The sequence below is a fragment of the Novosphingobium sp. G106 genome (genome assembly GCF_019075875.1).
In the GTDB taxonomy this organism is placed as follows: Bacteria; Pseudomonadota; Alphaproteobacteria; order Sphingomonadales; family Sphingomonadaceae; genus Novosphingobium.
Genome location: NZ_JAHOOZ010000003.1, coordinates 84,817 through 109,405 on the forward strand (window position 1 = coordinate 84,817; position 24,589 = coordinate 109,405).

The following is a 24,589-nucleotide window of genomic DNA, read 5'->3' on the forward strand; positions in this document are numbered from 1 at the left end:
CTATTTCTCCCGCCCGGCAGCGTCGCTCGCCGGAAAGCTTGGCGCCGACACGGACGGGCTCGCCCCAGCCACCGGCTTCTCAGCGGACGGCTTGTCCACTGGACGCGGCGCGGTAGCTGGCAAAGCCGCTTTCCCCGGCTGCAGCCGCTGCTTCACGGCATCGGCGATCTCCTCGCGGCTCGCCGGCTTTGTAGCCTGCGCGGGTGGAGGCGCGGCCCCGACTGGGGCGAGTGTCGGCAATTCAGGTGCGCCGGCCGCCAGATCGGCGAGGCTGAGCCTGGTCTGCGTAGCGGATGGCCGGTCGCCTCCGGTCAGCATGACGGGGCCTTCGTCGTCGAGCTCGGCATAAACGATGGTCGGCTCGCGCCAACGACCGAAGCGATCCTGGCGCGCCGGCAGGACGATCTTCAGCGCGCGCGGCGAATGCTGCGTGGACGCCGACAACCCCTTGGTCACCGCGGCGGACGTCGGCACATCGCCGCCCTGCCCGGCGTCGCCGGAAATCAGCGCCAGCGCCTGGTCGTCGATCTTGGTGGTCGGCGCGCATATGCCGCCCGGCGCCTCGCAGCGGAAATTGCCTTTGACGTTGCCGCCGAAGGTGGCGCATCCCGCGAGCGCTGCAAGCGCGCCGATCCCGACCGTCCATCTAGCCTTGGACATGGGAAGTCTCCCGCATGGATGTGTGGCGCCGACACCAGCGCAGCCCAGATTGGATGGGCTCGCGGACCGCGGCGGCTAGCAACCAGAGCGCGAGCAACAGCAGGCCGCAGACGGCCACCGCCTGCATCGCTGCGAATAGGGAGAGCAATCCTTCCGGGTCGGCCTGGCGCGCCTCGCGGACCGCCTCGCTCGACAGCGCGAAGAGGAAGCCAAGGTCGAGCGCGGCGAAGACAGCGAATGATTTGCGCGCGCTGGCCGGAGACCAGGTGGCCATCAGCTGCCTCCCTTGATCCACTGCTCGAGAAAGTCGCGCGGGCGGAACCCTTCGAGCACCGCGCCGTCATCGCGAACGATGACCGGCGTGCCGGTAAAGCCTTTCTCGCGGGCGAAGCGCTCGTTGGCGTCGAGGCCCGAGGTGTCGCAGCTCGCGCCGGGCAGGTTCTCGCCGGCATAGGCGGCGCGCACCGCCCTGGCCTTGTCGCGCGCGCAATAGACCCGGTTGGCGAGATCGCGGCTGCCGAGCACCGAGATCGGCCGCTCAATCACGCGCACGTCCATCTGCTCGAGCGTGCTCGCGAGCGCCCGGCAATAGCCGCAGCGAAAGTCGGTGAAGACGGTGACGGTCCGCCCCGCCGGCTTGCCCCAGACGATCGCGCCCGAATTGCCGAGCCCGGCGAGATCGACCTTCGCGGGCACTGTCGGCCGAGCCTTTGCCTCGCGGGTGAGCTGCGGCGCATCGCTCTCTTCGCGCCCTGCCTGCTGCGCACTCGCAGCTGCTCCGCCGAGCAGCATGTCAGGATTGATCTCGAGGAGCTTGGCCGCGGTCAGGTCCTGGCGCGTCTCCATGTCGTAGAGCCGGCCGACGAAGAGATAGCGCGCGCCAGCGTCGGTGTAGAACAAGGTCTTGCCGGCGACGACTTCGCAAAGGCCATCGATCTTGCTGCAGTCGACCGCGCTGACCTTGGTCTTGGGCAGCCGGGCCTTGAGGAGCTGGCCGACGCGCGCGCCGTCGACCGGGGCGGCGGCCAGGACAGCGACAGAAGCTGACGTGGCAACAAGGGCGGCGAGACCCGCAATTTTCCATTTCATCGAATGAACCCTTTGACTGTCAATTGCGGATGAAGGCGCCCTCGAGGAACACAATCTCGACATCGATGCCGGTCGGCATCTCGATAACGGGCTGGTACTGCTCGGCGCGTTCGATGAGGTACTGCGAGACCTTGTCGCCCGCCGCGGACACGCCTTCGCCGAGGCCGCCCTTCACGATGTCGCTCGTCGAGATCTTCTCGCGCTGGCCGTTCACGACGGTGGTCGGCGCAGTGAAATAGCTGTTGGCGTTCGCCGAGAAACCGCGGCCGATACCGCCGACCAGACCCGCCATGAAGGCCTGGGTAGCAAGACTGCCTTCGCGGCTGACGACGCGCCCCCGCACCCCGGTCTTGCCGCCAAACGCGATGAAGCCTTTGACCTCGCTCTCGGCATAGCGCCCGCCCGGCTGCGGGCAGGTCATCTTGGCGAGGCGCACATAGACTTTCTCCGAGGAAAGATCCCCGCGCGCCGCGCCGTTGACCAGACAGCCCTGGAGCCTGGTCGTGAGCACGCGGCCATTATCGGCGACTGATCGCGCGGGCCCCGTGATGCGCAGCACGACGGGAAGCGGATCTGCCTGCGACTGGACGTTCGACGACGCATCGACGCCGACGATCACGCGCGCGGTGGCAAAACTGTTCGCCGGCAGGTAATTGGGGCTGTCCGTGAAGACGGTGTTGCCGCGATCGGCAGGTTTGGGGCCGCCGCCAGCGCCGGGCCCAGCTGCGCCGGAGCCAGTCGTGAAATTGATGACCTTGAGGTCGGCGCGCGACAAGGGTTTGCCTGGGAGCCCGCCAGCGCCCTGATAGGCCGCAGGACCCCCAGCGCCGTAAAGTGCGCGCGGACCGGCGGCTGTCGCTGGCGCGGATTGCGCGGCGGCGAGCTGGTTCTTGAGCGTGCGATTCTCGTCCTCATAGGCCGACAGCACCCGCGAGCCGTCCGAAGCCATCGACTGGTTCTCGGCGCGCAGCGCGTCGATCTGCGACTGGAGCTGCTGGATCTGGTCGCCCTGCCCCGACATGCGGCGGATCTGGTTGTCCTGCGACTGGAGCCGGTTCTCCGACATCGCGATCCACTCTTTTTCGGAGAGATTGCGGGAACCGAGATCATCGGTCGAAACCTTGATCTCCTGCGAGGTCGGCGCGGCGCCGTCCATCTTGTCGGGCTTGGGACTCTCGCTGAAGATCCACCAGACGGCGCCGGCGAGCAGCACCGAGCCGCCCGCGTAAAGCGCAAGGCGCTGCTTCCTCAGGACCTCGTCGTTGTCGCCAAGGTCGAGCGCCGGCGCCGCGGCGCTTCCATCGGCGGCATCAACGGATCGCTTGCGGCGGAAGATTTGGCTCAAGCCGGCCATCAGGGCCTCACTCCTTGCTTGCGCAGCACGACGTAGGCCGCAGTGACCTGGCGCGGCTGCAGCTCAGGGTTGGCGATGCTGACTGCGACCGAGGCGGCCGGCGCGATCAAGCTTTCCGAAAGTTGAGCTGCCTTGGACCCAAGGTTCTCGATGCGAATGACCCGGCCAACGTAATCGAGCCCCTGATATTCGGAGACGAGCTGAACCGAGAGGTCGCCCGAACGCACCGGTACGAGCGCGCTGCGCGCCATGTGGTAGCCGGGCACGACCTTCTGCGAAGCCATGGCCTGGACGAGGCGGACCGCAGTCTCGTCACCATCGGGCGCTTCTTCGTCGGTCGGGCTCTCGGCTTTCGCGACCGCCGCCTTGTTCGACAGGAATACCTGCTGCGCTTCTACGGCCTCGACCCGGCAGGCGAACTTGTAGACGAAGCCCTTCTTGGTCGTGCCGAAAAACGAGAGCGTTTTGGCCCGGTAGGTTTCGGGCACCGCGATATAGATGTCGCCGCGTGTGGGCTCGTTGACGACGTTGAAGTCGTCGAGTTCGCTTGCCGCCTGGACTTTGGACACGCTGGCGAACTCGTCGCCGACCAGGCTGATCCGGGTCAGGTCCTTGGCCGAGGCTGTGCAATCGACGCGCGCGTTATCCTCGACCATGAGGGTTTGATCGGCATAGGCCGGAGTGGCCGCCGCAGCGATAGTTGCCGTCAGCAGCGCGCCGCCGAGCAGCCGTCCCCGAAGATTGAGCAAGCCCGACGCCTGCAGGGCAGAGGCCGCGGCAAGCCACGCGGAGGCCGGCACCGGCATGATGAAGCCCGTGATCATTGCAACGCTTCCGTGGATTCTGTGGGTGTGGGAGCGGCTGACTTGCTCACCTCGCCGGGCGGCACGACCGCGCCGAAGCCAACGAGGCGCAGCTCGACGCCCGAATAAGTCCAGTCGAAACGGAACGTCCGTTTGATCGCCGAGACTTCCTGGCGGCCGACCAATGTATGGAGAACGCCGGTCACCTCCGAGGTCAGACCAGCCGGATCAACCTTCATCCCCTCGATCGTAAAATACTGGGCGACGCTCGATCCGCGCTGGTCATTGGCGATCTTGAGCAGCTCGCCCTTGAGCTTGCCATAGGCCGAGGGGTGCGTGATCTTGAGAACGGATTCGATCCAGTACTCGAGGTTCTGCGGCGTACGGTTGAACATGAGCACCGAGGCATCGCGCGTGACGAGCTCGAGGTACTGCCGGCTGACGCCCTGGCTCGAGATGGTGAGCGGATTGGTCAGAACCGGCTGCAGGACGACTTCGCGGTCCTTCGACGCAGCGCCGACAAGGGCGAAGAGCGCGATGACGCCGAGGCTCGCGCAGGCGACAACGAGCATGTTCCGCTGCTTGAGGACACGCTGCGCCTGCGCCTGGCTATAACCGACTTCCATGGCCCTACCCCGCCATCAAGCGAAGATGCGAAGGCGGGACGGTGCGGACGCCGGTCACGCCGGGCGGCAGATGCCAGTAGGCCATGTGAAGAAGCCAAGATCCGGCGCGCCCCGCTTTTGCCTTACGAAGGACCCACCAACCCAAGGTTCCGAACACGATTCCAAACAGGATATGCTGCGTCAGAATGCCGATGACGAAGGGCCCGGCCATGGCGATGAACTCGTCCATGGTCCAAAGGCCGATCCTCTCGGGCTCATCCAACTTGCCCGGTATGACGTAGCGATCCATCACCGCCCCAACCCCTCTGATCGCCGCGGCAAGGTCCCAACGGACGGTGCGCGCGGCGGCCTGATGCTCAGATCAATTTGGTCAGATCACCGCTGTGATCACGGAGGTGACGATCGGAATTCCTGTGCCGACACCGACGCCCACGCCGACGGGAATCGCGATCTGCGCGAGGCTGAAGCGGCCCGACGCCAGGCCGACGAGACCGCCCGCAAGCGAGATCAGGGTGATGATCTTGCCGCCCGAGCCTTCGAGGAAGCCGCTGAATTTCTGGAATGCGGTATCGAACGTCGTGTCGGTGCCGGCGAAGGCGGGTCCGGCGAGCACAAGCAGTGCGACTGCGGCGAGCAGAAGATAGGGAAGCAGCACAGCGAGGCGCGCGTCCCTTTCCATCGTCGTGGCCATGAATGGTTCCCTTTCGTTTGTCGGCGCTCCTGGCGAGCACCGAGAGGGAATTCGGCGGATGACCCGCCTCCACTCAAGCTGAAGGTTCCGAGCGACGGGCGAAATCGGCCGTCAGAACCTGAAAATGTGAACATTACTGTCAATTGTGATGACAGGCGGGCCAATCGCGCCCAAGCTTGGGCGAATACCGCCCACGGCGGCGCGAGCCTGGGCCCAAAAAGGTTGCTCGCCGCCCAAGTGCGACAACAAAACGCCCTCGCGATGTTGGGTTGTTGGGATGAGTGCAGAAGAGGAACGCGATCAGAGTCGCTCGGCGACGCACCATATAAGAGTCAGCAAGGCGTTCTTTCGCGCCTTGTGCGGTGCCATTTCTGAACTGTCGATCCGAACGTCCGATTTGTATTCTTTTAGGCGTCTGCTGACACATGTATTAGCAAGCCCGAGGCCCCCGGTTTATCGCGCAGATGCTGCGATTCTTGATCGCCTGTGCAATCCCGATGAAGTGAGCGGTGGTATCCATCTGACAGTTCGGATTGAATCGCGCCACAATGACCTGCTCCGCGAATTTCGCGAGCATGCCGAAGCGCAGCTTGGTCGTCCGGTCAGCGTGGCCGAAGCCATGCGGGTCTGCATCTTTATAGTGACTGGCGAGTAACGCCTCCAAAATGGTCCAAGTCCCGGCTTTTCGCCTTCTTGACAAGGACATGCCCCCTCCCCTGAAAGGCCGCGCCGGATCTTTGCAAAGGGGGATTATATGCTCGACGCTGGTCAACTTGTTGGCTCGCTCCATACAAAAGTATGCATGATGGAGGGGCACCTTCTAGGCTCGTATCGGCAGCTCATCGCTCACGAGATCGAATGCAGAAAGCTCACCATAACGGCTCTGGCCAAGGAAACCGGCTACAATCGCCGGAGCCTCAAGCGCATGATCACGGGCGCCCAAGAACTGCGCGCGCGCGATATCATCGCGATCTGCGGTGCGATCGGTGTCGACCGGATGGTGGCCACCTTTGCCATCGAATGCATGGGCAATTGGCAGTTCTACTATGACGTAACCCTGCAAGTAACGCTCAGCCTGATCAAACCCGTGGTGAACCGGATCAACGAAAGCGCCACCGCGGCGATCGAACCATTGACGAACGCGGCGCAGAAGCAGCTCGCGAGCTGGATCGCCGACATTGTCATTCGCAATCAAGAGCAGATCTACGACAGGCGTGATCGGCTTACTGATCTGCCGCGGCTATGATCGTCGACCCGATGCTCCGTTCAACGAATTTGATCGTTCTTGCCATGAGCACCGCGTGCGTCGCGGCCGGGTCGCCAGCCTGCGCCGGGGATCACCCTGCCCGGCCGCGAATATTACTGGCGCAGTTCGGCACGGAGCCGGCTCCTGATCCACAGCCGGCCCGCGATGCGGGACTGGAACCGCAGTTGGAAGAGCAATTCGCCGTTTTGGGCGGCGACAGAACCGCCAACTCCAATAGCACCGGCCGCGATCCCGCATCGTTTCTTCGCACTCCCACCGTGCGCATCCCAGCGTGGATGCGCGGTGCGCGACGTGCTGACATTCCGGGCGTTTCAGGAAACGTGCCGGCGATGGCCGGCGACTGTGCTCCGCGCCCCTACGTCCCATCGAGCCTGCTGGGACGAAGCGCAGAGGAGCGCCGCCGAATTCTCTATCCCGTGGTTCGCAGTGTGGCCTGCGAAGCCGGCCTACCGATAGGCCTGATGGACGCGATGCTGATCCAGGAAAGCCGTTACAATCCGCTGGCTACGAGCCCCAAGGGAGCGTTCGGCTTGGGGCAATTGATGCCCGGGACCGCGGACCAGCTTGGCGTCGATCGCTATGATCTGCGCGGGAATCTTACGGGCGCGGCGCGCTACCTGCGACAACACATCGATGAGTTTAGGCAAGTGCCCCTAGCTTTGGCGGCATACAACGCCGGTCCAGCCAGGGTACGAAAGTCCTGGAGCATTCCCCGGCTTACCGAGACGCAAAACTACGTGCGTCAGATCCTGACCAATTGGCGAACGCTCGAATTCAAGGCAACACCTGCGTCCACGCTGCTGACGCCGCCAGCCACACGCCAATCGTCGCTCGTCGTTTCCAGGTTCCGGTGACTTCATTCGTCATGCAGTTGCTCACTTCGTATCTCAGCAGCGCGCTGCTGATGATCGTCAGAGGCGGCTCGGCCGCTATCCTTGTGACCTGGCTCGGTGGGGATATCGCACGCTCCCGTCCACCTGCGCCCACAGCCAAGCCGCTCATGACACAGCGTTAGCGCGCCATGCTTTCCCAGCTCGAGCGCATTCTTCCCGCGTATCGGATCCACGCCCAGGTTGCGATGGGCGCTCTTCTGAAGGCGCCAGCCATTCCGGGTCGGCGTCCGCTGCCATCCGATCGCAACGCCTTCGCTCAGAAGATCATCGACTTTGTCGTCGAGGATCCTGCCACCGGACAGGTCGTAGCGCTCCTAGAGGTCGATGGCCGAAGTCAAGACCCCGTCAAGGACCGAGCCCGCGATGCCATGACCGCGACGGCAGGCTATCTGACGCTGCGCATTCCCGCCGGCACGCGGCCAACTTTCGACGATGTAGTTCAGATCGCCGGCATTTTGCGCGTCGATCATCCATCAGCGCAGCTTCATAGTAAGGGGATTGCCGGGAGCTAGAGCAAGAGTTCACCCTGCCGCGCCGCGCGAGCAGATTTGGGCGCCTGCCGGCCGAGCAGGCATTTGGCTCGTCCCATGAGCGTATAAACCGCATGGCGCTGTGCACCGCGGTTAAGATGATCGACAGCGAAGCCCTGATAGTGTCGGCGTAGCAGGCCTGCTTTGACCAGCTCGGTTACGGCGCGGCTGAGATTGGTCTTCCCAGAACTGCGGATCCTGTCACGCACTTCCTCTTCTACCATTGCGAGCGCTTCTCCAGGATCGGTGGGTAGTCGGCCCTCGCTTTCAAGCTCGGCCTTTACCCGCACCGCAAGCGCCTTCCGCTTCGTGTCCCGGGCGCCGATTGGCGTCAGCGCATCGCTAAGCCAATCACGCAGGGGAACAAGTGCGCATTCGCTGCGGACATAGGGACCAGCACTACCATTGGCATGCGCGACATCTGCGATCAGGGTGAGCAGCATGAAGGCGTAACGGGGCCGCGTGCTGACCTTGGAAAGCTCGTCGAGCAGCAGCGAAAGATCGCTGTTTTGCCTGGGGGCGGGCTGAATCCTGGTGGCAAACATAACAGGGATAAATTGAGCACAGATCATGAATCGTGTGAATCCCAAATTGTCATGTTTTCCCGCATTTCTGCGCTTTTCTTCGCATTGTCGGGGGTGACACTTTGCCCGAGGTAAAGTGTCGTCAAAGCATCTTTTTTTCAAGGGCAGCGATCACGCCCCTCTCGCCACCTTACCCATTCCGGCAGCGTGAAAGCTGGCGGATTTAAAAAGGGCGTTTTGTATCAGGGGTAAAGTGTCACCGGGACAACTGGAGTCATGATCCGCGCTGATGCTGCTTCGCTTCCCTCAAGCTACTCCAACGATCGATCAGTCCACTTTTATGAGCGCTGGCGTTTGCGCGATCCCGGCGATGCCTCGTCTCCCTTCAATACGGTCGAGCTGGACGACTACGTCAATCACCGAGGCGGCGTATTCGAGCGTTTCGGCGCGGGTGAGACCGAGCCCGGTCTGCATCGCCATAAGCGCGATTTGCTCCAGCGCGCCGCGCGGGCTGTTGGCGTGGACAGTCGAGAACGAACCCGGATGGCCCGTGTTGATTGCGCGCAGGAAGCTCACTGTCTCCGTCCCGCGCAGCTCGCCCAGAACGATGCGGTCTGGCCTGAGGCGAAGCGCCGACTGCAAAAGGTCGTTTGCCGAAACCTTGGCCTCACCCAGCTCGCCCTTGACCGCGATCAAACCGACGCCGTTGTCACCAGGCAGGCGAAGCTCGGCGGTGTCCTCCACCAGGACAACGCGTTCGTCGGCCGGGATTTCCCTTAGCATGGCGTTGAGGAAGGTAGTCTTGCCTGTCGAAGTGCCGCCCGAGATCAGGATCGTTCGCCGCCGCGCTATAGCCTCGCGCAGGAAGGCGATCGGTTGCGCTTGCGCATCGGGCATTGGTGTCTCGGTGGTTGTGGTGATTGGACCACGATCGTAGGCGTCGAGTGGTAGGTCGAGCCGCCGGTGGCGGCGGATGGCAAGCGCCCAGTGCCCCCGCGTTGCCGGTGGGCCGACCAGTTGGATGCGCGCGCCATCCGGGAGGGTGGCGGCAAGCAATGGATGTTCGCGGTTGATCCCCTGGTGGCTGATCCGCGCAACCTGTTCGGCAAGGCGCTTGAGCAGTTCGTCATCGATTGCCTCGAGCGTAACGCGCTGCATTCCCGGCTTTGCCGCATCTTCGATCCACAGCTCGCCAGGCCGATTGACCAGGATCTCGGTTACGGTCTCCCGTTCGAGCCAAGGGCGCAATGGCGCAAGGTATGCGTCAAGATAGACGCTGCGCGGCGCCAGGACCCGGTGCGCGCCGCGGTCGCCTTCGTGAATTGGGACAATAACTCCGGTCACGAAACCAACCTCGTCACAGAGTTTCAACCTTCGAGAAATCGAGGTCTTTGGCGGTGAAAACACGAATGGGTTCCCCCTGCCGGACGCGGACGGTGGGCCCGATTTGTCCCGATTGCCCGACGGCAGCCGCCGCCGCGGATTGTCCGCTTCCGCCGATAATGACGCCGGCATTGCCGCCGATCGCCGAGAGCCCGCCGATGACGCTGAGCAGCATCGCAGATCCGAAGCGCGCGAAGAAGTGTGAGTTGACCTTGCCGGCGAGGCCCGTCTCGCCCGAGAAGGTCACCGCCGGCGAGGCGATATTCACCGAGACACCGTCGGGCCGGATCAGCCGCGTCCAGATGACATAGGCACGCTTCTGCCCGGCCTGCAGACCGGACTTGTACTGGCCAATCAGCCGCGACGAACGCGGGACCAGCACGCGGCTACCGTCGAACGAGCGGACATCCGCCGATACGATGGCACGGACATAACCAGGCACGTCGGTGTCGATGGCAGTCTCGAGGATCGCCGGGATCAAGGTGCCTTGAGTGACCGTGGTCTTAGGATTGATCATCGCGGTGGCAGTTGCCATTCCGTTGCCGCCGGTCGCGCCGAGCCGCGCGGCAAAATCGTCATTACTGTTACCCGAGCCCCCGGGCACCCCGGGCACAGCGGGGCCCGCCAGCGATTGGGGCATAGCCGACGCATCGAATACGACCGCGGGCGAAGCGGCCGGATTGGCGCGCGGGGCAAGCGCCATGGTTGCCTGCGGCGGTGCGGCGAGCAGCGGAGCAGGCCCAGGGCTGGTGAGTGGGGTGGGGGAAGGAACGATACTCAATCGCGGAGGCAGCGTTGGCGCGGCAGAGACTTGTGACTGCTCTACATGTGGCGGCAGACGGCTACTGTCGCGCGCGGCGTTCATGCTCCACAACGTGACCCCGCCGAGCAGCGCGACGATTGCGACGCCCGCTGCTAGACCGAGACCGTCCGAGCGCCCCTTGGCGGCTGCGACCTGCGGCAGGACCGAGCGAGTAGCGAGATCGATGACCTCGGCCCCGCCCTGATCGCGCGGATCTCTAAGCTCTTCCAGATCGCGGCGCGTGCCGAACTGACTGTTCATCGTCGCTTACTCCTAATCGCTTCGGGCGGTGATGGCGGGAATTGCGACGACCGCGGGCGCCACTGTCGGGGGAGTTGCAGGCGCGGTGGCGCGCGGTTGGAGACCAGTCCCCTTGTAGTCGAGTTGGGCGCGCTCGCGCCCCACGCGTAAAACGATGCGCGACGGGACACCATCGATGACGATCGTGTCGCCGCGCACTGCGAAGTTTACCGGCCCTTCATCGCCTTTTTCGTTGGTCATCAGGATCGCTGGGATCGGCACACCCGTCGCCCATACGGCATAGGTTGATTCACCGTCGTCATAGAGCCGCTGCGGGATCAGCTTGCGAGGGCCCTTCGTGCTCCAGGCGAAATTGAGCTGCGCCGGGTCGACCGGCGCCTCGGCGTTCAACGCGGCGCGTTCAGCATTTGTCAGGGGCATTCCAGGCTGGCCTGCAGCCGCTTTCTTCGGCGCGGCCGGGTAGCTGAAACTCAACGCATAGACTGGCGTTGCCCGTGCCGAGGCAATCAGGTCGAAGTAATAGGTATGGCGATCGGTCACCACGGTCATATTGGTATGCGCAGCCGCCGCCAGCGGTTTGACGAACAGCAGGTTGGCCCGCTTGTTGGGTGTGATCTGCCAGGACTCGGCATCGCCCACCGCGACATTTTCGATGTGCTCGTCATCGGCGAAGGCGACCGTGGCTTGCACGCCCAGCTTGCCGTCGATGTGGACGACTTCGTCGGCACTGTAGAGCCGCTTGGTCAGGCGTGCGTCGCCGGCCTGCGCGGGGGCTGCGGCGAGGACGGAGCCCATCAGCGCCAGGGGAAGACTAAGGCTGTTCATCGGATGACTCCTCCTGCCCGGCTGGAAGCTTGGGGCGCGGCGAAACGGCTGCCGATCCCGCGGGCGCGGCTGCGCGGCATCGGCGGCAAGCCGGCGGCGGAACTTCCGCCCGAAACCTGGGTAATGGCCGTGCGGCTGGTGGTGGTTGCGCCGCCGCCGGACGGTCCCGATCCGGCGGCGACAACTTCGACGTTCATCGGCGAAACCAGCGCCGCGCGTCCGCCCGATGCCATGGCCGCGGAGCCGGGCATCACCGGCGCCACGGCGGGGGCCATCGCAGCCGCCGGCGCGGCCGAGGGGCTCTCGCGATCGCTATCGCGCCGAGCGAGCCCGAACACCTGCCAAGCCGAGACCATCGTGCCCGCGACTTTCAGCATCATCGCCATCAGCGCGACGTGGACACAAGCGATGACGAACAGCGCCAGGGCGGCGCGGCCGTTGACGCCTTCCACTCCATTGAGCGAAGCCACCACCGGCACCAGCAATTCCAGCACGACACCGCCGCCGACGACCACGAACAGCGGCGTCACGGCGGTCATGGTCAGGCCGCGAAGCCAGCCGACGAACAGTCCCCGGGTACCGCTAAACAAAGCGAATATTATGAAGATCGGGCCGACCGCGAGCAGTACGGCCAGCGCGATCCGCGCCGTCACTAACACGCCAACGGTGCCGAGCAGTAACAGCAGCGCGCCGAGCCACATGACGTTGGCCGGAGTAAAGTTGCCCGATGCGGCAGCACCCGCGGCTTGCGCTCCTTGCTGCACGGCTTGGCCCGGTTGCGGAGGCGGCGCGTCGCCCGGTTGCTTGCCCGCCTCAGCGGCGTCGGCGATCGCCGCAAAGACCAAATCCACGCGGTCGCCGAAGATCTGCGTGGCGGAGCCCCCAGATCCATTGGGCGTGCCCGTGAGTATCAAGGCGATCTCGTCGGGCGCCCCGGTGGCCAGATTCCAGACAACCTGGCTGTAGGCGACCCAGCTCGTCGCGAAAGTCAGCACGAGGCCGAGCGTCAGCATCCGCGGCGTCAGCGCCGAGATGCCGATCCGGCTACGGCCGGTGAGCAGCCCGATCGCGAAGAAGGCGATGTAGAGCGTCAGACCGATCGTCAGCGCCGGCAGCAGCGCGCCGCCGCCCGACGAATTGCCGAACAGCCGCGCGAAGGAAGCAGCCACCGTCTCGCCGGCCAGGCAATCGACAGCGCGCAGCGCCGCGGCGACGCCGCCGGAGGCTTCGGCCGAAAGGACTTCGCAGGCGCTCATTCCGCCGCTTCCGTCCACAGCGGATCGTCGTTTTCGGCATCGCCGGGCCAGACCTGGCCGGTCAGCGCCGGATACCAGGCAGCGGGCGCGTCGCCATAGATCTCGCGCAGCGTATCGAGCTTGCGCACCGTGCTCTCGCGGCCCGACAGCACGGTCAGCACTTCGGGCATGCCCGCAAGATCGAGCCGCACCACCACCGAGGCATCGGGCTGGCGGATCAGGAAGCAGCGGCTCTGCGCCGGCAGCGTACGGATCAGCTCGAGCTCGTGATAAGTCAGGCCGAAGCCGCCGCAATAGTCCTCTTCGCGCGCGCGCGAATTGGGCATGAAGATCATCGTCGCGGTCTGCTCGACCAGCGCCGCCGAGATTCGGCTTTCCAGCGCGTCGCGCGCCGACTGGGTGGCGAAACCGACCAGCGCGTTGCGCTTGCGCAGCGTCTTGAGCCAATCGCGGATCCGCGCGGCGAAGACCGGATCGTCGAGCGCTTTCCAACCCTCGTCGATCAGGATCATCGTCGGCTCGCCGTCAAGCCGTTCCTCGATCCGGTGAAACAGGTACATCATGACCGGGGTGCGCAAACGCGGCGTTTCGAGCAGCGCGGTCATGTCGAAGCCCAGCGTCATCGACGACAGGTCGAGCCGGTCTTCCTCGTTGTCGAACAGCCAGCCGTGCTCACCGTGTCCGATCCAGGCGTCGAGCCGGCCGGCAAGGTCGCCCGGCTCCGGCCGGCGGCTGCCGGCGAGCAGCTCGCGGAAATGGGTCAGGCGGCGCAGGCGCGCGTCGTTGGCGTAGGCGGCGTCGACCGCGGCGGTGATCGTCGCCAGCTCCTCGGGGCCGCTCGCTTCGAGCAGTACGCCGAGCCAGTCGCGCAGGAAGGCGCGGTTCACCGGCGTGTCGGGCAGCGCCAGCGGGTTGAACCCGGTCGGGTGACCCGCCGCAATGCGCGAATAGGTGCCGCCGATCGCGCGGATGAACACTTCGGCGCCGCGGTCCTTGTCGAACAGCACGAGGCGGGGCGAGAACTTTTGCGCCTGCGCGGCGAGGAAGTTCATCACCACGGTCTTGCCCGAACCCGACGGGCCGATGACGGTGAAATTGCCGAGGTCGCCGTTGTGGAAATTGAAGAAGAACGGCGTCGCGCTGGTCGTGGTGAGCAGCGTCACCGCCTCGCCCCAGTGGTTGCCGCTGGCCTGGCCCATGGCGAAGCCGTGGAGCGAGGCGAAGCAGGCCATGTTGGCCGAGGAGATCAGCGAGCGGCGAACCAGATAGGTCTCGTTGCCGGGAAGCTGGCCCCAGAAGCCCGGCTCGAGGTTCACGTCCTCGCGCACCGCAACCGCGCCGGCGTCCGCAAGCGCCGCAGCGCAGGCCGCCACGGCATCGTCGAGCGTGTCGAGCCGATCCGAGCGCACCTGCACCGACAGGTGGTGGTCACCGAATGCCGCCGCGCCGGTGCCCAGCGCGTCGCGCGCGGCCATCATCTCGCGGCGTTCGGCCAGGGCTTCCTCGTCTGCGCTCTTGAGCCGGCGGATGGCGAGATCGATCCGTTCGCGCGAGACCTGGCGGTCCGACGGCGCATAGCTTTCGGTCAGCGTCAGTTCCTGCGGCAACCGCAGCAACGCGTCGGTCAGGCCGGGGCCGGTCGATCGGGATAGTCCTTGAGGCTGACCAGCGCGGCGAAAGTCGTGCCCTGCGCGCCTTTGAGCTCCATCGCGTCGAGCCCGAAGCTCACCCGGCGATAGGGCAGCATCTGGCCGACATCGATTCCCTCGACGGGACGCCGCACCGGGCGCATCTCGCCGTTGTAGAGTGCCGAGAGCAGTTCGAGCACTTCGGAGCAGGCACCGCCGGCGCCTTCATAGTCACCTAGCAGCCGCGCACCGTAAGCGCCCAATGCCGCCAGCATCGCCGAGGCCGCAGCGCGCAGCGCACGCACATCTGCCGGCTCGGCCTCGACCGCTTCCTGTCCACGGTTGCGGACCATCCGACCCAGCCGTTCGGCCCAGCCCGCCTTGCCGCGCGCCGGACGGCGCACCAGCGTGACGAACTGGTCGTTCACATAGAGCGCGCCCGAACCGAGCCGCTCGCGCCAGCGCGCGTCGATATGGCCGGCAAGCGGATCCTCGAAAGCGCCCGCCAGCTCGACATGCACGCGGCGCCGCACGACGTGGTGATAGAGCACGAAACGCGCATCGAGGCTCGCGCGCAGCAGCACCTCGCGCACCGCGGCATGGGCGTTGAGTTCGTCGGCATCCGCCGTCTCGAAGCTGATGCCGGGCACCAGCAGCGAGCACATCACCGAACCGTCGCGCAGCAGCACGACGTTATCATCGACCAGTGCCCGGTAAGGCAGACGGTCGCCCGCCATGGCTTCTTTCGAGGCCCAGGGCAGTGAAAGCTTCAGTTTCGCCATCGCCCTACTTTCAAACCGCGTAGCTGTTGCAGCCCCAGTGGCGCCAGTTCGGCACCCGCGGGCAGCGCGATACTTTGGTGATCCACAGATCGAACACCCGCGGCTCGCGCAGGCAGGCGAGGTAGCCGGCGCCGTGGATCAGGGCGGCGGCAGGCAGGGCCCAGAAGCTCTTGGTCATCAGGAAAAGCTCGGTCGTGACCGCCATGTTAATGACGAAGAAGCTGTAAGTGACGCCGGCGAACATCTGCGGCCGGGTCAGGGCGCGGTGGACGGGGTGGCGGACGAGGTCCATCGGCTTAACCCATACCTGAGGCGGATTGGATGCCTGTAACGATCGCGCCGGCGCCGAACAGGATGAAGCAGCCAACGATGACGGTCGCGCCGAAGCGCCAGTTGAGTCGGCCGGTCAGCATCATAAAGCCCACGGCGGCTACGGCCATGACCGCAACCGCGGTCGCGACATTGCCGAGCAGCGTGCCCTGTAGCCAACCCAGCGCTGCGACGATCGGTCCCGAGCCCGCGGGGTCGGCGCGTCCCATGGCTTGGGCCGATGCGGGAACGGGACCCAAAACCGAAAGAACGAGAAGCGGCAGGAATAAAGGTGGTCTACTCATAGCATTTCCTATTTCCACATTGGCGAAGAAGGCGCGACAGGATCGACGATACGTAAGCTTGCGTCTCGCGGATTGCGGGAATGCCCCCCGCGCGCTGAACGCGCGCTGGCCCGGCGTTGTAGGCGGCTAGCGCCTTTTCGAGATCGCCACCGAAGGCATCGAGTTGAAGCCGCAGATAACGCGCGCCGCCTTCGAGATTGGCGCTGGGATCGCGAGGATCAATTCCCATCTGCCGCGCCGTCCCCGGCATGAGCTGGGAAAGGCCGCGTGCGCCGACGGGCGAGACCGCGCCGGTGTTCCAGCGGCTCTCCTGCCAGACCACGGCTTCGAGCAAAATCGGGCTTATGTCGTACTTGGCGGCAAGTTCGGCCACACGCGGCTGCCATTGCGGCGGGCCCGCGCTGGCACTTATTTCGGTGAGCGAGGCGACATGCGGCTCGGCGCCGGGTCCCAAGGAGCTTTCCGCAGCAATCGCAATATCGGTAGGCTGCGGCATTCGGTCTTCCGGCCCACCGGCGACCCAAGTATAGCCTTGCAGCCCAATTTCCATCACATCCGCCGAAGCGATCGACGGAATTGCGACGAAGCCAAATGCCGCAGCAAACCCCAACGAAAAGCTGCCTCGGAACTGGGGCTTGCATCCGATCTGCCTCATGAAACCGAGGGCGGTCGTCAAAGATTCTAATGCTGTGCCCCGCAGCCAGGGCCCCATTGCAATGATTGGCTTCGCGATCGCAGGGTGGCCAGCATGCACAACCCGGGCGTGTGCGAACCTTGGCAGCGCACCTGGCAGCAATCCCGGATTTCGGGATAATCGCTTACACATGCACCTATGCTCCATGATGGATCTCTCGTGCTACGCTTGGCTGTGTTCCGGCGCCTGCCACTTCCGCGGGCTTGACGCCTTCGCCTTCGGGCTTGAGCGAAGCATGATCCGCTGCAGGAGCAGCCGCCTCACTCCGCTCCATCTGTTCGTGAAGTTCTGCATCTCGGATCATCGTCTCCACGCCGGCGCGAAAGTGACCTGAAACGCGGCGCATGGTTCCGATCCATCGACCTGCCGTGCGAAATGCACGCGGCAAATCCTTGGGACCAATCGCGACGACAGCCACAACGGCGATCACCAGAAATTCGGAAGCGTCTATGTCGAACATGGCTTTAATCTCGCGAGGCGCCGGCCGGCGTTTCGGTTGATGCCGGCGACGCCACTGTTTCGGACGCGGCAATTCTGACCGGCGGCGGAGCACTTTGGGGACCATCATCGTCCATGCCCTGCTTGAAATTTTTTATGCCGCTACCGAAGTCTCCCATGATCTCTGAGATGCGCCCTCGGCCGAAGAAAATGAGCACCACAATCAATACGATGGCCCAATGCCAGAGTGATCCAAATCCCATTTTTTCTGCTCCAAATTGATCGCGTACGTGGCGTGAGCGGTTCGGTTAGCGGAACATCAAATCCTGAGCTGCGAGTACCGATCCGCTCAGCATGATGCACATACCGAAGATGAGCTTAGATGGGCTCGTAAGTTTCCAGAGGGAAACGCCGCAATGTCTTTGAATGAAATCCAAGTTGTTTCTCCTTTCGGTTTTCAGATGAATTCAAGCAGCAGCTTGAGGTTGAGGAAGATAATGATGGCTGAGACCATCCAGGCGGCAGCCATCAGCCAAGGCCCGTTTGCAAAGTTCCCCATGAGAGCCTTGTCACTGGTGAATTTGACTAACGGCACAACCGCAAAGGGCAGCTGTAAGCTCAGGATAACCTGGCTGAGAATGAGGAGCTTCGTTGTCCCGCTCTGACCGTACAGCAGCGCAACGATAACCGCTGGAACGATCGCAATAAGCCTCGTCACGATCCGCCGCGCCCACGGCGCAATCTTGATGTCGACAAAGCCTTCCATCACGATCTGGCCTGCGAGCGTTGCGGTGATTGTCGAGTTCTGGCCGGAGGCGAGCAGCGCAGTGGCAAACAGAACGCTGGCGACCGAAGCACCGAGCATTGGTGTCAGCAAGTCGTAAGCCTGGTGGATGTCGGCAACGTCGGTGCGTCCGTGCGCATGGAACGCCGATGCCGCCAGGATCAGAATCGCCGCATTGATGAAGAAGGCGAAGAACAGCGCGATCGTGCTGTCGATAGTCGCGAATTTGACCGCTTCCTTTAACCCGCGCTGGGTGCGCTCGTATTTGCGGGTCTGGACCAGTGCCGAGTGCAGGTACAAGTTGTGCGGCATCACTGTCGCACCCAAGATGCCGATAGCGATGTAGAGCATTGCAGGGTTGGTCGCGACCTGGTCGGTTGGAATGAACCCCTTCGCCACTGCTGCCAGATCCGGTCGCGCCATGATCAGCTCAACGGCGAAGCATCCGGCAATGACGATGAGCAAAGCAACGATCAACGCCTCCAACTGCCGGAATCCGCGCTGGTGAAGCATGAGGATGAGCAGGACGTCGAAAGCAGTGAGGCAGATGCCGGCGACCAGCGGCAATCCGAAAAGCAGCTGAAGCGCAATCGCGGTGCCGATCACTTCGGCAAGGTCGCAGGCTGCGATCGCGATTTCGCATAGGAGCCACAATGCGATGCGGGTCGGCCGGGTATATTCAGCGCGGCATGCCTGGGCGAGATCCAGGCCCGCTACGATACCCAGTTTCGCGGCAAGCGCCTGGAGGAGCATTGCCATGAGGTTGGAAAACAAGACGACTGAGAGCAAGGTATAGCCGAAAGCAGAGCCGCCAGCGAGGTCCGTAGCCCAGTTCCCGGGATCCATGTAACCAACTGCGACGAGATAGCCCGGCCCGGCGAAAGCAGCGAGCTTTCGCCAGAACTTGCCCACGCCGCCAGGCACGCTGATCGAGCCATGAACTTCCGGAAGGCTCGGCAAAAACGGAGACGATGGAAGCTCTGATACCATATCTGCGGCAGGCGGCGGGGCCATAGTTCAACTCCACGACTGTAGTGAATTCAGCCTGCGGCGGCAGACTTGATGTTGCCATTGACACCGGAGGGGAAAAACCCACCGGCGACGGCAGCGGAGCCGGTCAGATAGACGATATTGAGGACCTGCCCCGTGGTTCGGCTGAACGCGAGGCCATCCGCGTCAGTGGGAACGATGTTCGACATCGTTGCCGTACCCGTGATGCCTTGGTCCTTGTCGCTTGCACCATCTAGGCTATCACGCGCGTCCGATATCTTGTCCGCCGAGGTCCTTAGCGTAGGCGCCGCGAGGCCCTTGCGGTACAGCACGGTGCGCACCAACCCCGCATGGTAGGCCTCAGCCGCCAAAATGCCGGCCGATGCCTCGATGTAGGTCTTGCTCTTCAGCAGAGGCGCCGCGCCCTTATAGGCCGTCACGCCAACGTCCTCGAAAATGAACGCTCCCAGAAGGAAGTTTTCATCGCTCGCGTAAGGGTCGAATGCTTGGCCCGCAGGTACGAGCCCAGCAGCGCGCGCGGCAGCAGAGAAAGCCCCGTTGACGTTCGCGCTGACATCGATTGCCGGCTGTGCAACCGCGGAAGAGCCAAGTTGATCACGCAAAAACTTGACGTGCGCAATCTCGTCGGCGGCAATCTCGTTAGCATACTGGCGAACCACCGGATCGGTAAAGGTAACCTTCCGCCCACCGATTACCGCACCCGCTGTTCCCGTTCCTGACAGCATGTTGGCGGGCAAGCCCGCGCCGGTGGCAGCGTAGGAATAGAACTGCGCCTCGAGATATTCGAGATTCAGGGCGAAGTTCAGAACGTCGGCATCGGTCAGTGCTCCGGGCGTTGGCGTGCCGGTCGGACTTGGTGTGGGCATCGGTGTTCCGTTCGAGTTGTTGTCGTCGCCGAAGCAGCCAGCCAGCAGCGTCGAGGAAGATAGGACGACCGCGGTCGCTCCGCTTACCTTGAGAAAATGCCTGCGTTCCTCGCGCCTTTTGGCGCGCGCTTCGAAAGCCGCCATGATGGCTTCGTTCTTGTCCATGATCTTGTCTCCGTGTGGATGGTTCGCGTCAGTTCGCGGCGCTGGTGCGGATGGTCCCATTCACTCCGGACGGGAAAAACCCGCCGGAATTGGCTGCCAGTTTCGTGAGATAGGCGATGTTGAGCACCTGACCGGTCGTCCGGCTGAACGCGAGGCCGTTAGCGTCCAAGGGGACGATGTTCGAAACGTCACCGGTCGGCGAGATTCCCTGATCGAGGTCGCTTGTACCGTCGAGCGAATCGCGAGCGTCCGAAATCTTGTCGGCCGAAGTCCGCAGACTAGGTGTATCGATGCCCTTCCCGTAAAGCGTCGTTCGAATGATGCCGGCGTGGTAGGCTTCGACCGCGAGGATACCGGCAGCGGCCTCAAGATAGGTCGTATTCGATATGAGCGGAGCAGCGCCCTTGTAGGCCGTCACGCCGACATCCTCGAAAATGAACGCGCCGAGCAAAAAGTTTTCATCACTCGCATAGGGGTCGAATGATTGGCCGGCCCCCACGAGACCTGCGGCCCGCGCGGCGGAGGAAAAAGCGCCGTTCGGATCGGTGCCAATATCGATAGCTGGTTGCGAAACCGCAGAGCCGCCGAGCTGCGCGCGAAGAAACTTTACGTGGGCCACTTCATCGCCCGCGATCTCCCGGGCGTATTGCTCGACTATGGGGTCGGTGAAATTGACCTTGCGGCCGCCGGTGACGGTCCCCTGGGTGCCCGATCCGGTGAGGTCGCTCGCAGCAAGGCCAGTTCCGTTGACGGCGAACGAGTAGAACTGCGCTTCGAGATATTCGAGGTTCAGAGCGAAATTGAGAACATCGGCATCGCTAGGTGCGCTTTGGGCATTCGCCGGCGTGACCGTGAGCGCCATTTGCATCGCTCCCGTAACACCCGCAACGCTGACCAGCGCACGGAAGAACTCCCTGCGCTCTCGCCTGCGGTCGCCGAGCTCGTGCAACTGCTCGATGATTTTCCTGTCGTCATCCATGACCAATTCTCCGGTTGCACCGACCGATGCGCATCCGATGATTGGCGGATCCGGGTCAGCGGCCATGGCTTGATCCGGCTCGGTTTTTTAAGCCATTCCGGTTGGTTCCTCAGGAACAATCCTTACGGAACCTTATCGCTGGCCATCGCGTTCCTTTTCTAATCCGCGGACCAGAAAGCCGCACATTTTGCCAAGAAAACATGATCTATGTTGCACATGGAGGCTGGGCACTTGGATAAAATATCTCGAATGACACAATGGGCGCTATCAGGTCACGATGCCTCCAACTTGCAGGTGGCATCGATTCTCGATCAAATGCCGGTCGGTATCGGACTATTCGACCGGTCTGGTGAGCTCCTGCATGCGAACCGGCATTTTGAGAATGTCGCAGGCGGCCCAATCCCATCCATTCGTGCGATGAACCGGGAATCTTGGCATGTGATCTCCGACCCTGAGACTGAGTGCAACGAGGAGGGTTGGCCGCTTCACCGGGCGCTCAACGGCAAACTGGGAACACCTATGGTCGATTTCATCCGCAAGTTTGAATGCGGCATGGAGCGCCTGGTCGGCGTTAGCGCCGTTCCCCTGATCAGTGATGATGGCGACGTCACGGGCGCCTTGGTCATTGTGAAGGACGTGAGCAACCGTCAAACGAAAGAGTTAGTTTCCAATTTGGACTTAAGCAATATTCGTCGTTTTGCCGATTACAGCACCAATGCCATCTTGATTATAAATCGCGAAACCGACGAGATTGAATATATGAGTCCGACAGCATTGCGTCTGTGGTCTGGGCGCCGGCAGATAGCGACTGCCGAAGAATGGCTCGAGAGTGTCCATCCTGACGACCGTCTTCAGGTAATCGAGCGCCGGAGAGCGGTTGCCAACGGGGACTCTCAGCGATTTCAGTACCGAATTGTAGACGACGCCGGCATCACGATGCGGCATCTGCGCGAAGCCTGCTTCTCGATTCCAGGAGAAACCGGAGCGGCCGACGGTATCGGCGCAATCGTAGAAGATATTTCACCAGAGCTTCAGGTCTATCTCGTTCAAGGTGACGGACACTCGGTTTCTGATCTAGCCCTCGAATTGGCGACCAGTGGGACACAGGTTAAAGTCTTCTCCGCGCAGGACAACGTGGTCTCGCTTGCGGAGGTTCTCCACGCGGGCTGCGTCGTGGTCGACCTTAGAGGAAGCTATACCAATATTGACCTGGTTGCCGGTGTTTTACAGGAAAGACCGGACGACCTTCAGATCATTTTGGTAGGCCCTGCCGACACGCCGGCACATCATGTGATTACGGCTATGAAGGCTGGAGCGAAGGACTTTCTGCTTGAACCGCTGTTGCCGGGGGCGCTTACGCGTTCGATCGAGGCTGCTTCTGCTGGGCTCCCTGGTCGAAAAAGTGCCCCAGATCCCAAGCAGATTGAATTTGCAAATCGGATGGCGGGACTACCTCGACGTGAACGTGAGGTGCTGCTCGGTCTTGTAGGGGGAGGAACAAATAAAAGTATTGCTCGCCACCTCAACATTAGCCCTCGCACTGTAGAGGTTCATCGCGCGCACCTGATGGAACGCCTTAATGTCCATTCTCTAGCCGAGCTGCTGTGTGTTGCCCACGATGCTGGATACCGAACGGCATAGCGCCGCAACATGTGGATTGCTCAAATTTAACGAAGGCGTTTGTTTCGACGGGTTTCGAAATAATATTTAAGTGGCCTTTCTCGGTTTTAATATAGATTGTTATAATCCATAGTTGATGATTTTTTTGGGCAAGCGCGAAGGTTGGTTGTCCAGGTGCGTGATCGGATGGGGCCCATCAATACCAGTTCAACTAATTGTTTGTTTTTAGGGAACGATTATGGGGGATTCATGTTGATTGATTGACCCGAGCGCTAACCGTGCAGCGAGTTTTGGGAGGAGCTTCAGGATGCCCCGCTTTACTTCGACCCGCTTTGTCGCTGCATTGAGTGCAACCGCTGCGCTCGCCGCACTATCCGCCGGCTATTCCCTGCAAGCCAAATCCCAACCGACCCCTGCGATGTCGGCAAGTGCCGGTCCGGCCGACCAGGGTCCACCGCTGCGCCAAACGATGGGCAACGCAGCTAGCGGTCGGGACGTTTTTAGGTTTGAAACTTTCGGTAATGAAGGCTTTTGGACAGACGCCGTTAGACTCCCGGCAGGCATCATGGCCGCCGGTGTCACTCCGTTGCAGGCTTTGGACCTTGGCCTTCAGATCGACGCAGACGCTATAGATCCGAAAACCAAAGCCCAACTTGGTACAGAGCTGAATGCCGATCCGTCTGGGCGAACTTCAAAACTCCTCAACGATCCCAATGTGACGATGTCGCTGGTCAAGGCGAATGCGGTGATTGGCATGTCCGCTAGGGGCGGAAAGGTAGGGGTCTCGTGCGCCCTATGCCATACGATGACCGACGCATCGGTTTTCAGATCTCCTAAGGGTGGTTCAATCGGCAGCCGGATTGATGGGCTCGCCAACCACGATCTCAATCTAGGCGCAATCTTCGCGACCGCCGCTAACACCAGGGCGCTTTACACTATCGCCCAGACGCAGCTCACGGCAAATCACGGCAAGACGCTTGGCCGAGCGCCGCAGGGTCTAACCGAGAAATCGAGTGAGGCGGAATTCGACGCCTATTTCAGCAACCCGCAATTCTACCCGATCGGCATGTTCGACGATACGTTCGACGGCAACGGGGACCCGATGCACAATACGCCGCTGTTCCGGCAGGATCTGGCGGCGCCTTATGGCAGCGAAGGGTTGATGACAAAACTCGATGATTTCAGCAACCTCGTCTTCACCACATTGTTCGACCAGACGATGCTCACGACCCCCGGCGGGCGTGCGTTTGTCCATAAACTCGCTGGTGCCGCGGGCGATGAAATGATTGACGACTATGTCAAGATTCTCGCCGACACCGGGGTCACAGGCTACCCGTATGTTACAGCGCGCCGCGGCGGAACGGTGGGCACGCTGCCCACGCCGATCGGTTTTCGCGTCGACAACGCCAAGCTTCTGGCACTCAATGCCTATCTCGCGTCGCTTCCCGCCCCGGCAGGGACGAAGGGCGATCAGGCATCGATGATGCGCGGACGGATGCTGTTCCAATCGACCGGATGCACTGGCTGCCACAACGTCAGCCAGGCGCGGCCTGTTCCGACGACAATACAGTCTATGACGCGCATTTTCCCCGGTGATCGCCCCACAATTCTTGCCCAGAGGACTCCGCCGCTGAGTCCCATTCAGGATACCGCAGGCAGTTTCTTCGATGACAAGATGGCGGTCGTGAACGCTAGTATCAGGGGAGAAAAGCGGGGCATCGCGATGCCGTTGCTTCTCGATCTCGCTCGAAAACCCGTTTTCCTGCACGATAATAGCGTTGCAGGTATTGAGGCTCTATTCGATCAGCGGCGAGGTCGAACTGCACCCCATCCATTCTATCTTGCCGACGCGCGGCAGCGTTCTGATATAGCAGCATATCTCAAAAGCCTGGACACGCTCTCACGCTAGCCGTCATTCTCGACTGCAGGATCGTTGCCTCCTGGGGCGTCAGCTATCGAGCTTCAGGCTGGAGATGATTGCGTTCAGAAGGGCGAGCGACTTGCGCATCTGGCTGGTAAGTCGCCTAACGCCTCCGCTACCTCG

27 protein-coding genes and 1 pseudogene are annotated in these 24,589 nt (G+C 62.6%); 6 read left to right on the forward strand and 22 right to left on the reverse strand.

The genetic code is table 11. The features are described 5' to 3' along the window. The 8 genes from KRR38_RS32455 to KRR38_RS32490 all read right to left on the reverse strand — a co-directional run bounded on the left by KRR38_RS32455 (position 1) and on the right by KRR38_RS32490 (position 5,223). Entirely contained in the window at positions 1-660 is a 660-nt protein-coding gene (locus tag KRR38_RS32455; RefSeq protein WP_217407940.1) for a hypothetical protein, read from the reverse strand. Next, complete coding sequence (locus KRR38_RS32460) at positions 647-934, reverse strand: hypothetical protein (RefSeq protein WP_217407941.1); 288 nt, start codon at positions 932-934, stop codon at positions 647-649. Before KRR38_RS32460 ends, KRR38_RS32455 begins: the two co-directional genes overlap by 14 nt. Then, positions 934-1,749 carry a DsbC family protein gene (locus KRR38_RS32465; RefSeq protein ID WP_217407942.1) on the reverse strand — a complete coding sequence of 272 codons (816 nt, stop codon included), beginning with the start codon at positions 1,747-1,749 and terminating at the stop codon, positions 934-936. The genes KRR38_RS32460 and KRR38_RS32465 overlap by 1 nt, the downstream gene beginning before the upstream one ends. 19 nt (positions 1,750-1,768) lie before the next feature. After that, the gene (locus tag KRR38_RS32470; protein ID WP_217407943.1) at positions 1,769-3,103 is read right to left on the reverse strand and encodes a TraB/VirB10 family protein; all 1,335 of its coding nucleotides are present in this window, start codon (positions 3,101-3,103) and stop codon (positions 1,769-1,771) included. Further along, on the reverse strand, positions 3,103-3,927 hold the full coding sequence (locus KRR38_RS32475) for a type-F conjugative transfer system secretin TraK (RefSeq protein WP_254515850.1): 825 nt from the start codon (positions 3,925-3,927) through the stop codon (positions 3,103-3,105). The genes KRR38_RS32470 and KRR38_RS32475 overlap by 1 nt, the downstream gene beginning before the upstream one ends. After that, entirely contained in the window at positions 3,924-4,532 is a 609-nt protein-coding gene (locus tag KRR38_RS32480; RefSeq protein ID WP_217407944.1) for a type IV conjugative transfer system protein TraE, read from the reverse strand. The genes KRR38_RS32475 and KRR38_RS32480 overlap by 4 nt, the downstream gene beginning before the upstream one ends. Before the next feature lie 4 nt (positions 4,533-4,536). Beyond that, a complete protein-coding gene (gene traL / locus KRR38_RS32485) occupies positions 4,537-4,821 on the reverse strand; it encodes a type IV conjugative transfer system protein TraL (protein ID WP_217408121.1) in 285 nt (94 codons plus the stop codon). 81 nt (positions 4,822-4,902) lie between these two features. Beyond that, the gene (locus tag KRR38_RS32490) at positions 4,903-5,223 is read right to left on the reverse strand and encodes a TrbC/VirB2 family protein (protein ID WP_217407945.1); all 321 of its coding nucleotides are present in this window, start codon (positions 5,221-5,223) and stop codon (positions 4,903-4,905) included. Between the two features lie 277 nt (positions 5,224-5,500). Here KRR38_RS32490 and KRR38_RS32495 point away from each other — a divergent pair, with 277 nt between their 5' ends. The 4 genes from KRR38_RS32495 to KRR38_RS32510 all read left to right on the forward strand — a co-directional run bounded on the left by KRR38_RS32495 (position 5,501) and on the right by KRR38_RS32510 (position 7,895). Further along, positions 5,501-5,878: a hypothetical protein gene (locus KRR38_RS32495; RefSeq protein WP_217408136.1), complete on the forward strand. Its 378-nt coding sequence runs from the start codon at positions 5,501-5,503 to the stop codon at positions 5,876-5,878. A gap of 99 nt (positions 5,879-5,977) precedes the next feature. Continuing rightward, positions 5,978-6,469, forward strand: coding sequence for a helix-turn-helix transcriptional regulator (locus KRR38_RS32500; RefSeq protein WP_217407946.1), 492 nt, complete (start codon positions 5,978-5,980; stop codon positions 6,467-6,469). Further along, a complete protein-coding gene (locus tag KRR38_RS32505; RefSeq protein WP_217407947.1) occupies positions 6,466-7,344 on the forward strand; it encodes a lytic transglycosylase domain-containing protein in 879 nt (292 codons plus the stop codon). The genes KRR38_RS32500 and KRR38_RS32505 overlap by 4 nt, the downstream gene beginning before the upstream one ends. A 167-nt stretch (positions 7,345-7,511) precedes the next feature. After that, complete coding sequence (locus tag KRR38_RS32510) at positions 7,512-7,895, forward strand: DUF2726 domain-containing protein (protein WP_254515851.1); 384 nt, start codon at positions 7,512-7,514, stop codon at positions 7,893-7,895. Here KRR38_RS32510 and KRR38_RS32515 read toward each other — a convergent pair. The 14 genes and pseudogenes from KRR38_RS32515 to KRR38_RS32580 all read right to left on the reverse strand — a co-directional run bounded on the left by KRR38_RS32515 (position 7,892) and on the right by KRR38_RS32580 (position 20,925). Beyond that, positions 7,892-8,458 (reverse strand): hypothetical protein, encoded by a 567-nt coding sequence (locus KRR38_RS32515; protein ID WP_217408122.1) that lies wholly within the window; start codon positions 8,456-8,458, stop codon positions 7,892-7,894. The genes KRR38_RS32510 and KRR38_RS32515 overlap by 4 nt on opposite strands. Before the next feature lie 306 nt (positions 8,459-8,764). Continuing rightward, on the reverse strand, positions 8,765-9,769 hold the full coding sequence (virB11, locus tag KRR38_RS32520; protein ID WP_309141251.1) for a P-type DNA transfer ATPase VirB11: 1,005 nt from the start codon (positions 9,767-9,769) through the stop codon (positions 8,765-8,767). A 25-nt stretch (positions 9,770-9,794) separates the two neighbouring features. Continuing rightward, complete coding sequence (locus KRR38_RS32525; protein WP_217407949.1) at positions 9,795-10,883, reverse strand: TrbI/VirB10 family protein; 1,089 nt, start codon at positions 10,881-10,883, stop codon at positions 9,795-9,797. 12 nt (positions 10,884-10,895) lie between these two features. After that, complete coding sequence (locus KRR38_RS32530) at positions 10,896-11,708, reverse strand: TrbG/VirB9 family P-type conjugative transfer protein (RefSeq protein WP_254515852.1); 813 nt, start codon at positions 11,706-11,708, stop codon at positions 10,896-10,898. Then, positions 11,705-12,964, reverse strand: a complete 1,260-nt coding sequence (locus KRR38_RS32535) for a type IV secretion system protein (protein ID WP_217407950.1) — start codon at positions 12,962-12,964, stop codon at positions 11,705-11,707. Before KRR38_RS32535 ends, KRR38_RS32530 begins: the two co-directional genes overlap by 4 nt. Next, positions 12,961-15,374: pseudogene (locus tag KRR38_RS32540) on the reverse strand (VirB4 family type IV secretion/conjugal transfer ATPase). Before KRR38_RS32540 ends, KRR38_RS32535 begins: the two are co-directional and overlap by 4 nt. Before the next feature lie 10 nt (positions 15,375-15,384). Next, the gene (locus tag KRR38_RS32545) at positions 15,385-15,666 is read right to left on the reverse strand and encodes a type IV secretion system protein VirB3 (protein ID WP_217407951.1); all 282 of its coding nucleotides are present in this window, start codon (positions 15,664-15,666) and stop codon (positions 15,385-15,387) included. 4 nt (positions 15,667-15,670) lie between these two features. Then, complete coding sequence (locus KRR38_RS32550) at positions 15,671-15,988, reverse strand: TrbC/VirB2 family protein (protein WP_217407952.1); 318 nt, start codon at positions 15,986-15,988, stop codon at positions 15,671-15,673. Beyond that, positions 15,981-16,643: a lytic transglycosylase domain-containing protein gene (locus tag KRR38_RS32555; RefSeq protein ID WP_375293491.1), complete on the reverse strand. Its 663-nt coding sequence runs from the start codon at positions 16,641-16,643 to the stop codon at positions 15,981-15,983. Before KRR38_RS32555 ends, KRR38_RS32550 begins: the two co-directional genes overlap by 8 nt. 175 nt (positions 16,644-16,818) lie before the next feature. Further along, a complete protein-coding gene (tatB, locus tag KRR38_RS37170; RefSeq protein WP_217407954.1) occupies positions 16,819-17,142 on the reverse strand; it encodes a Sec-independent protein translocase protein TatB in 324 nt (107 codons plus the stop codon). Between the two features lie 4 nt (positions 17,143-17,146). After that, on the reverse strand, positions 17,147-17,383 hold the full coding sequence (locus KRR38_RS32565) for a twin-arginine translocase TatA/TatE family subunit (protein ID WP_217407955.1): 237 nt from the start codon (positions 17,381-17,383) through the stop codon (positions 17,147-17,149). Positions 17,384-17,577: 194 nt separating this feature from the next. Continuing rightward, a complete protein-coding gene (locus KRR38_RS32570; RefSeq protein ID WP_217407956.1) occupies positions 17,578-18,918 on the reverse strand; it encodes an Nramp family divalent metal transporter in 1,341 nt (446 codons plus the stop codon). Positions 18,919-18,944: 26 nt separating this feature from the next. Next, complete coding sequence (locus KRR38_RS32575; protein WP_217407957.1) at positions 18,945-19,946, reverse strand: ferritin-like domain-containing protein; 1,002 nt, start codon at positions 19,944-19,946, stop codon at positions 18,945-18,947. Between the two features lie 28 nt (positions 19,947-19,974). Beyond that, positions 19,975-20,925: a ferritin-like domain-containing protein gene (locus tag KRR38_RS32580; protein WP_217407958.1), complete on the reverse strand. Its 951-nt coding sequence runs from the start codon at positions 20,923-20,925 to the stop codon at positions 19,975-19,977. Positions 20,926-21,174: 249 nt separating this feature from the next. Here KRR38_RS32580 and KRR38_RS32585 point away from each other — a divergent pair, with 249 nt between their 5' ends. Together KRR38_RS32585 and KRR38_RS32590 are read left to right on the forward strand one after the other, a co-directional pair. Beyond that, positions 21,175-22,566: a LuxR C-terminal-related transcriptional regulator gene (locus tag KRR38_RS32585; protein WP_217407959.1), complete on the forward strand. Its 1,392-nt coding sequence runs from the start codon at positions 21,175-21,177 to the stop codon at positions 22,564-22,566. A gap of 286 nt (positions 22,567-22,852) precedes the next feature. Then, positions 22,853-24,454, forward strand: a complete 1,602-nt coding sequence (locus KRR38_RS32590) for a hypothetical protein (RefSeq protein ID WP_217407960.1) — start codon at positions 22,853-22,855, stop codon at positions 24,452-24,454. The last annotated feature ends 135 nt before the right edge of the window (positions 24,455-24,589 follow it).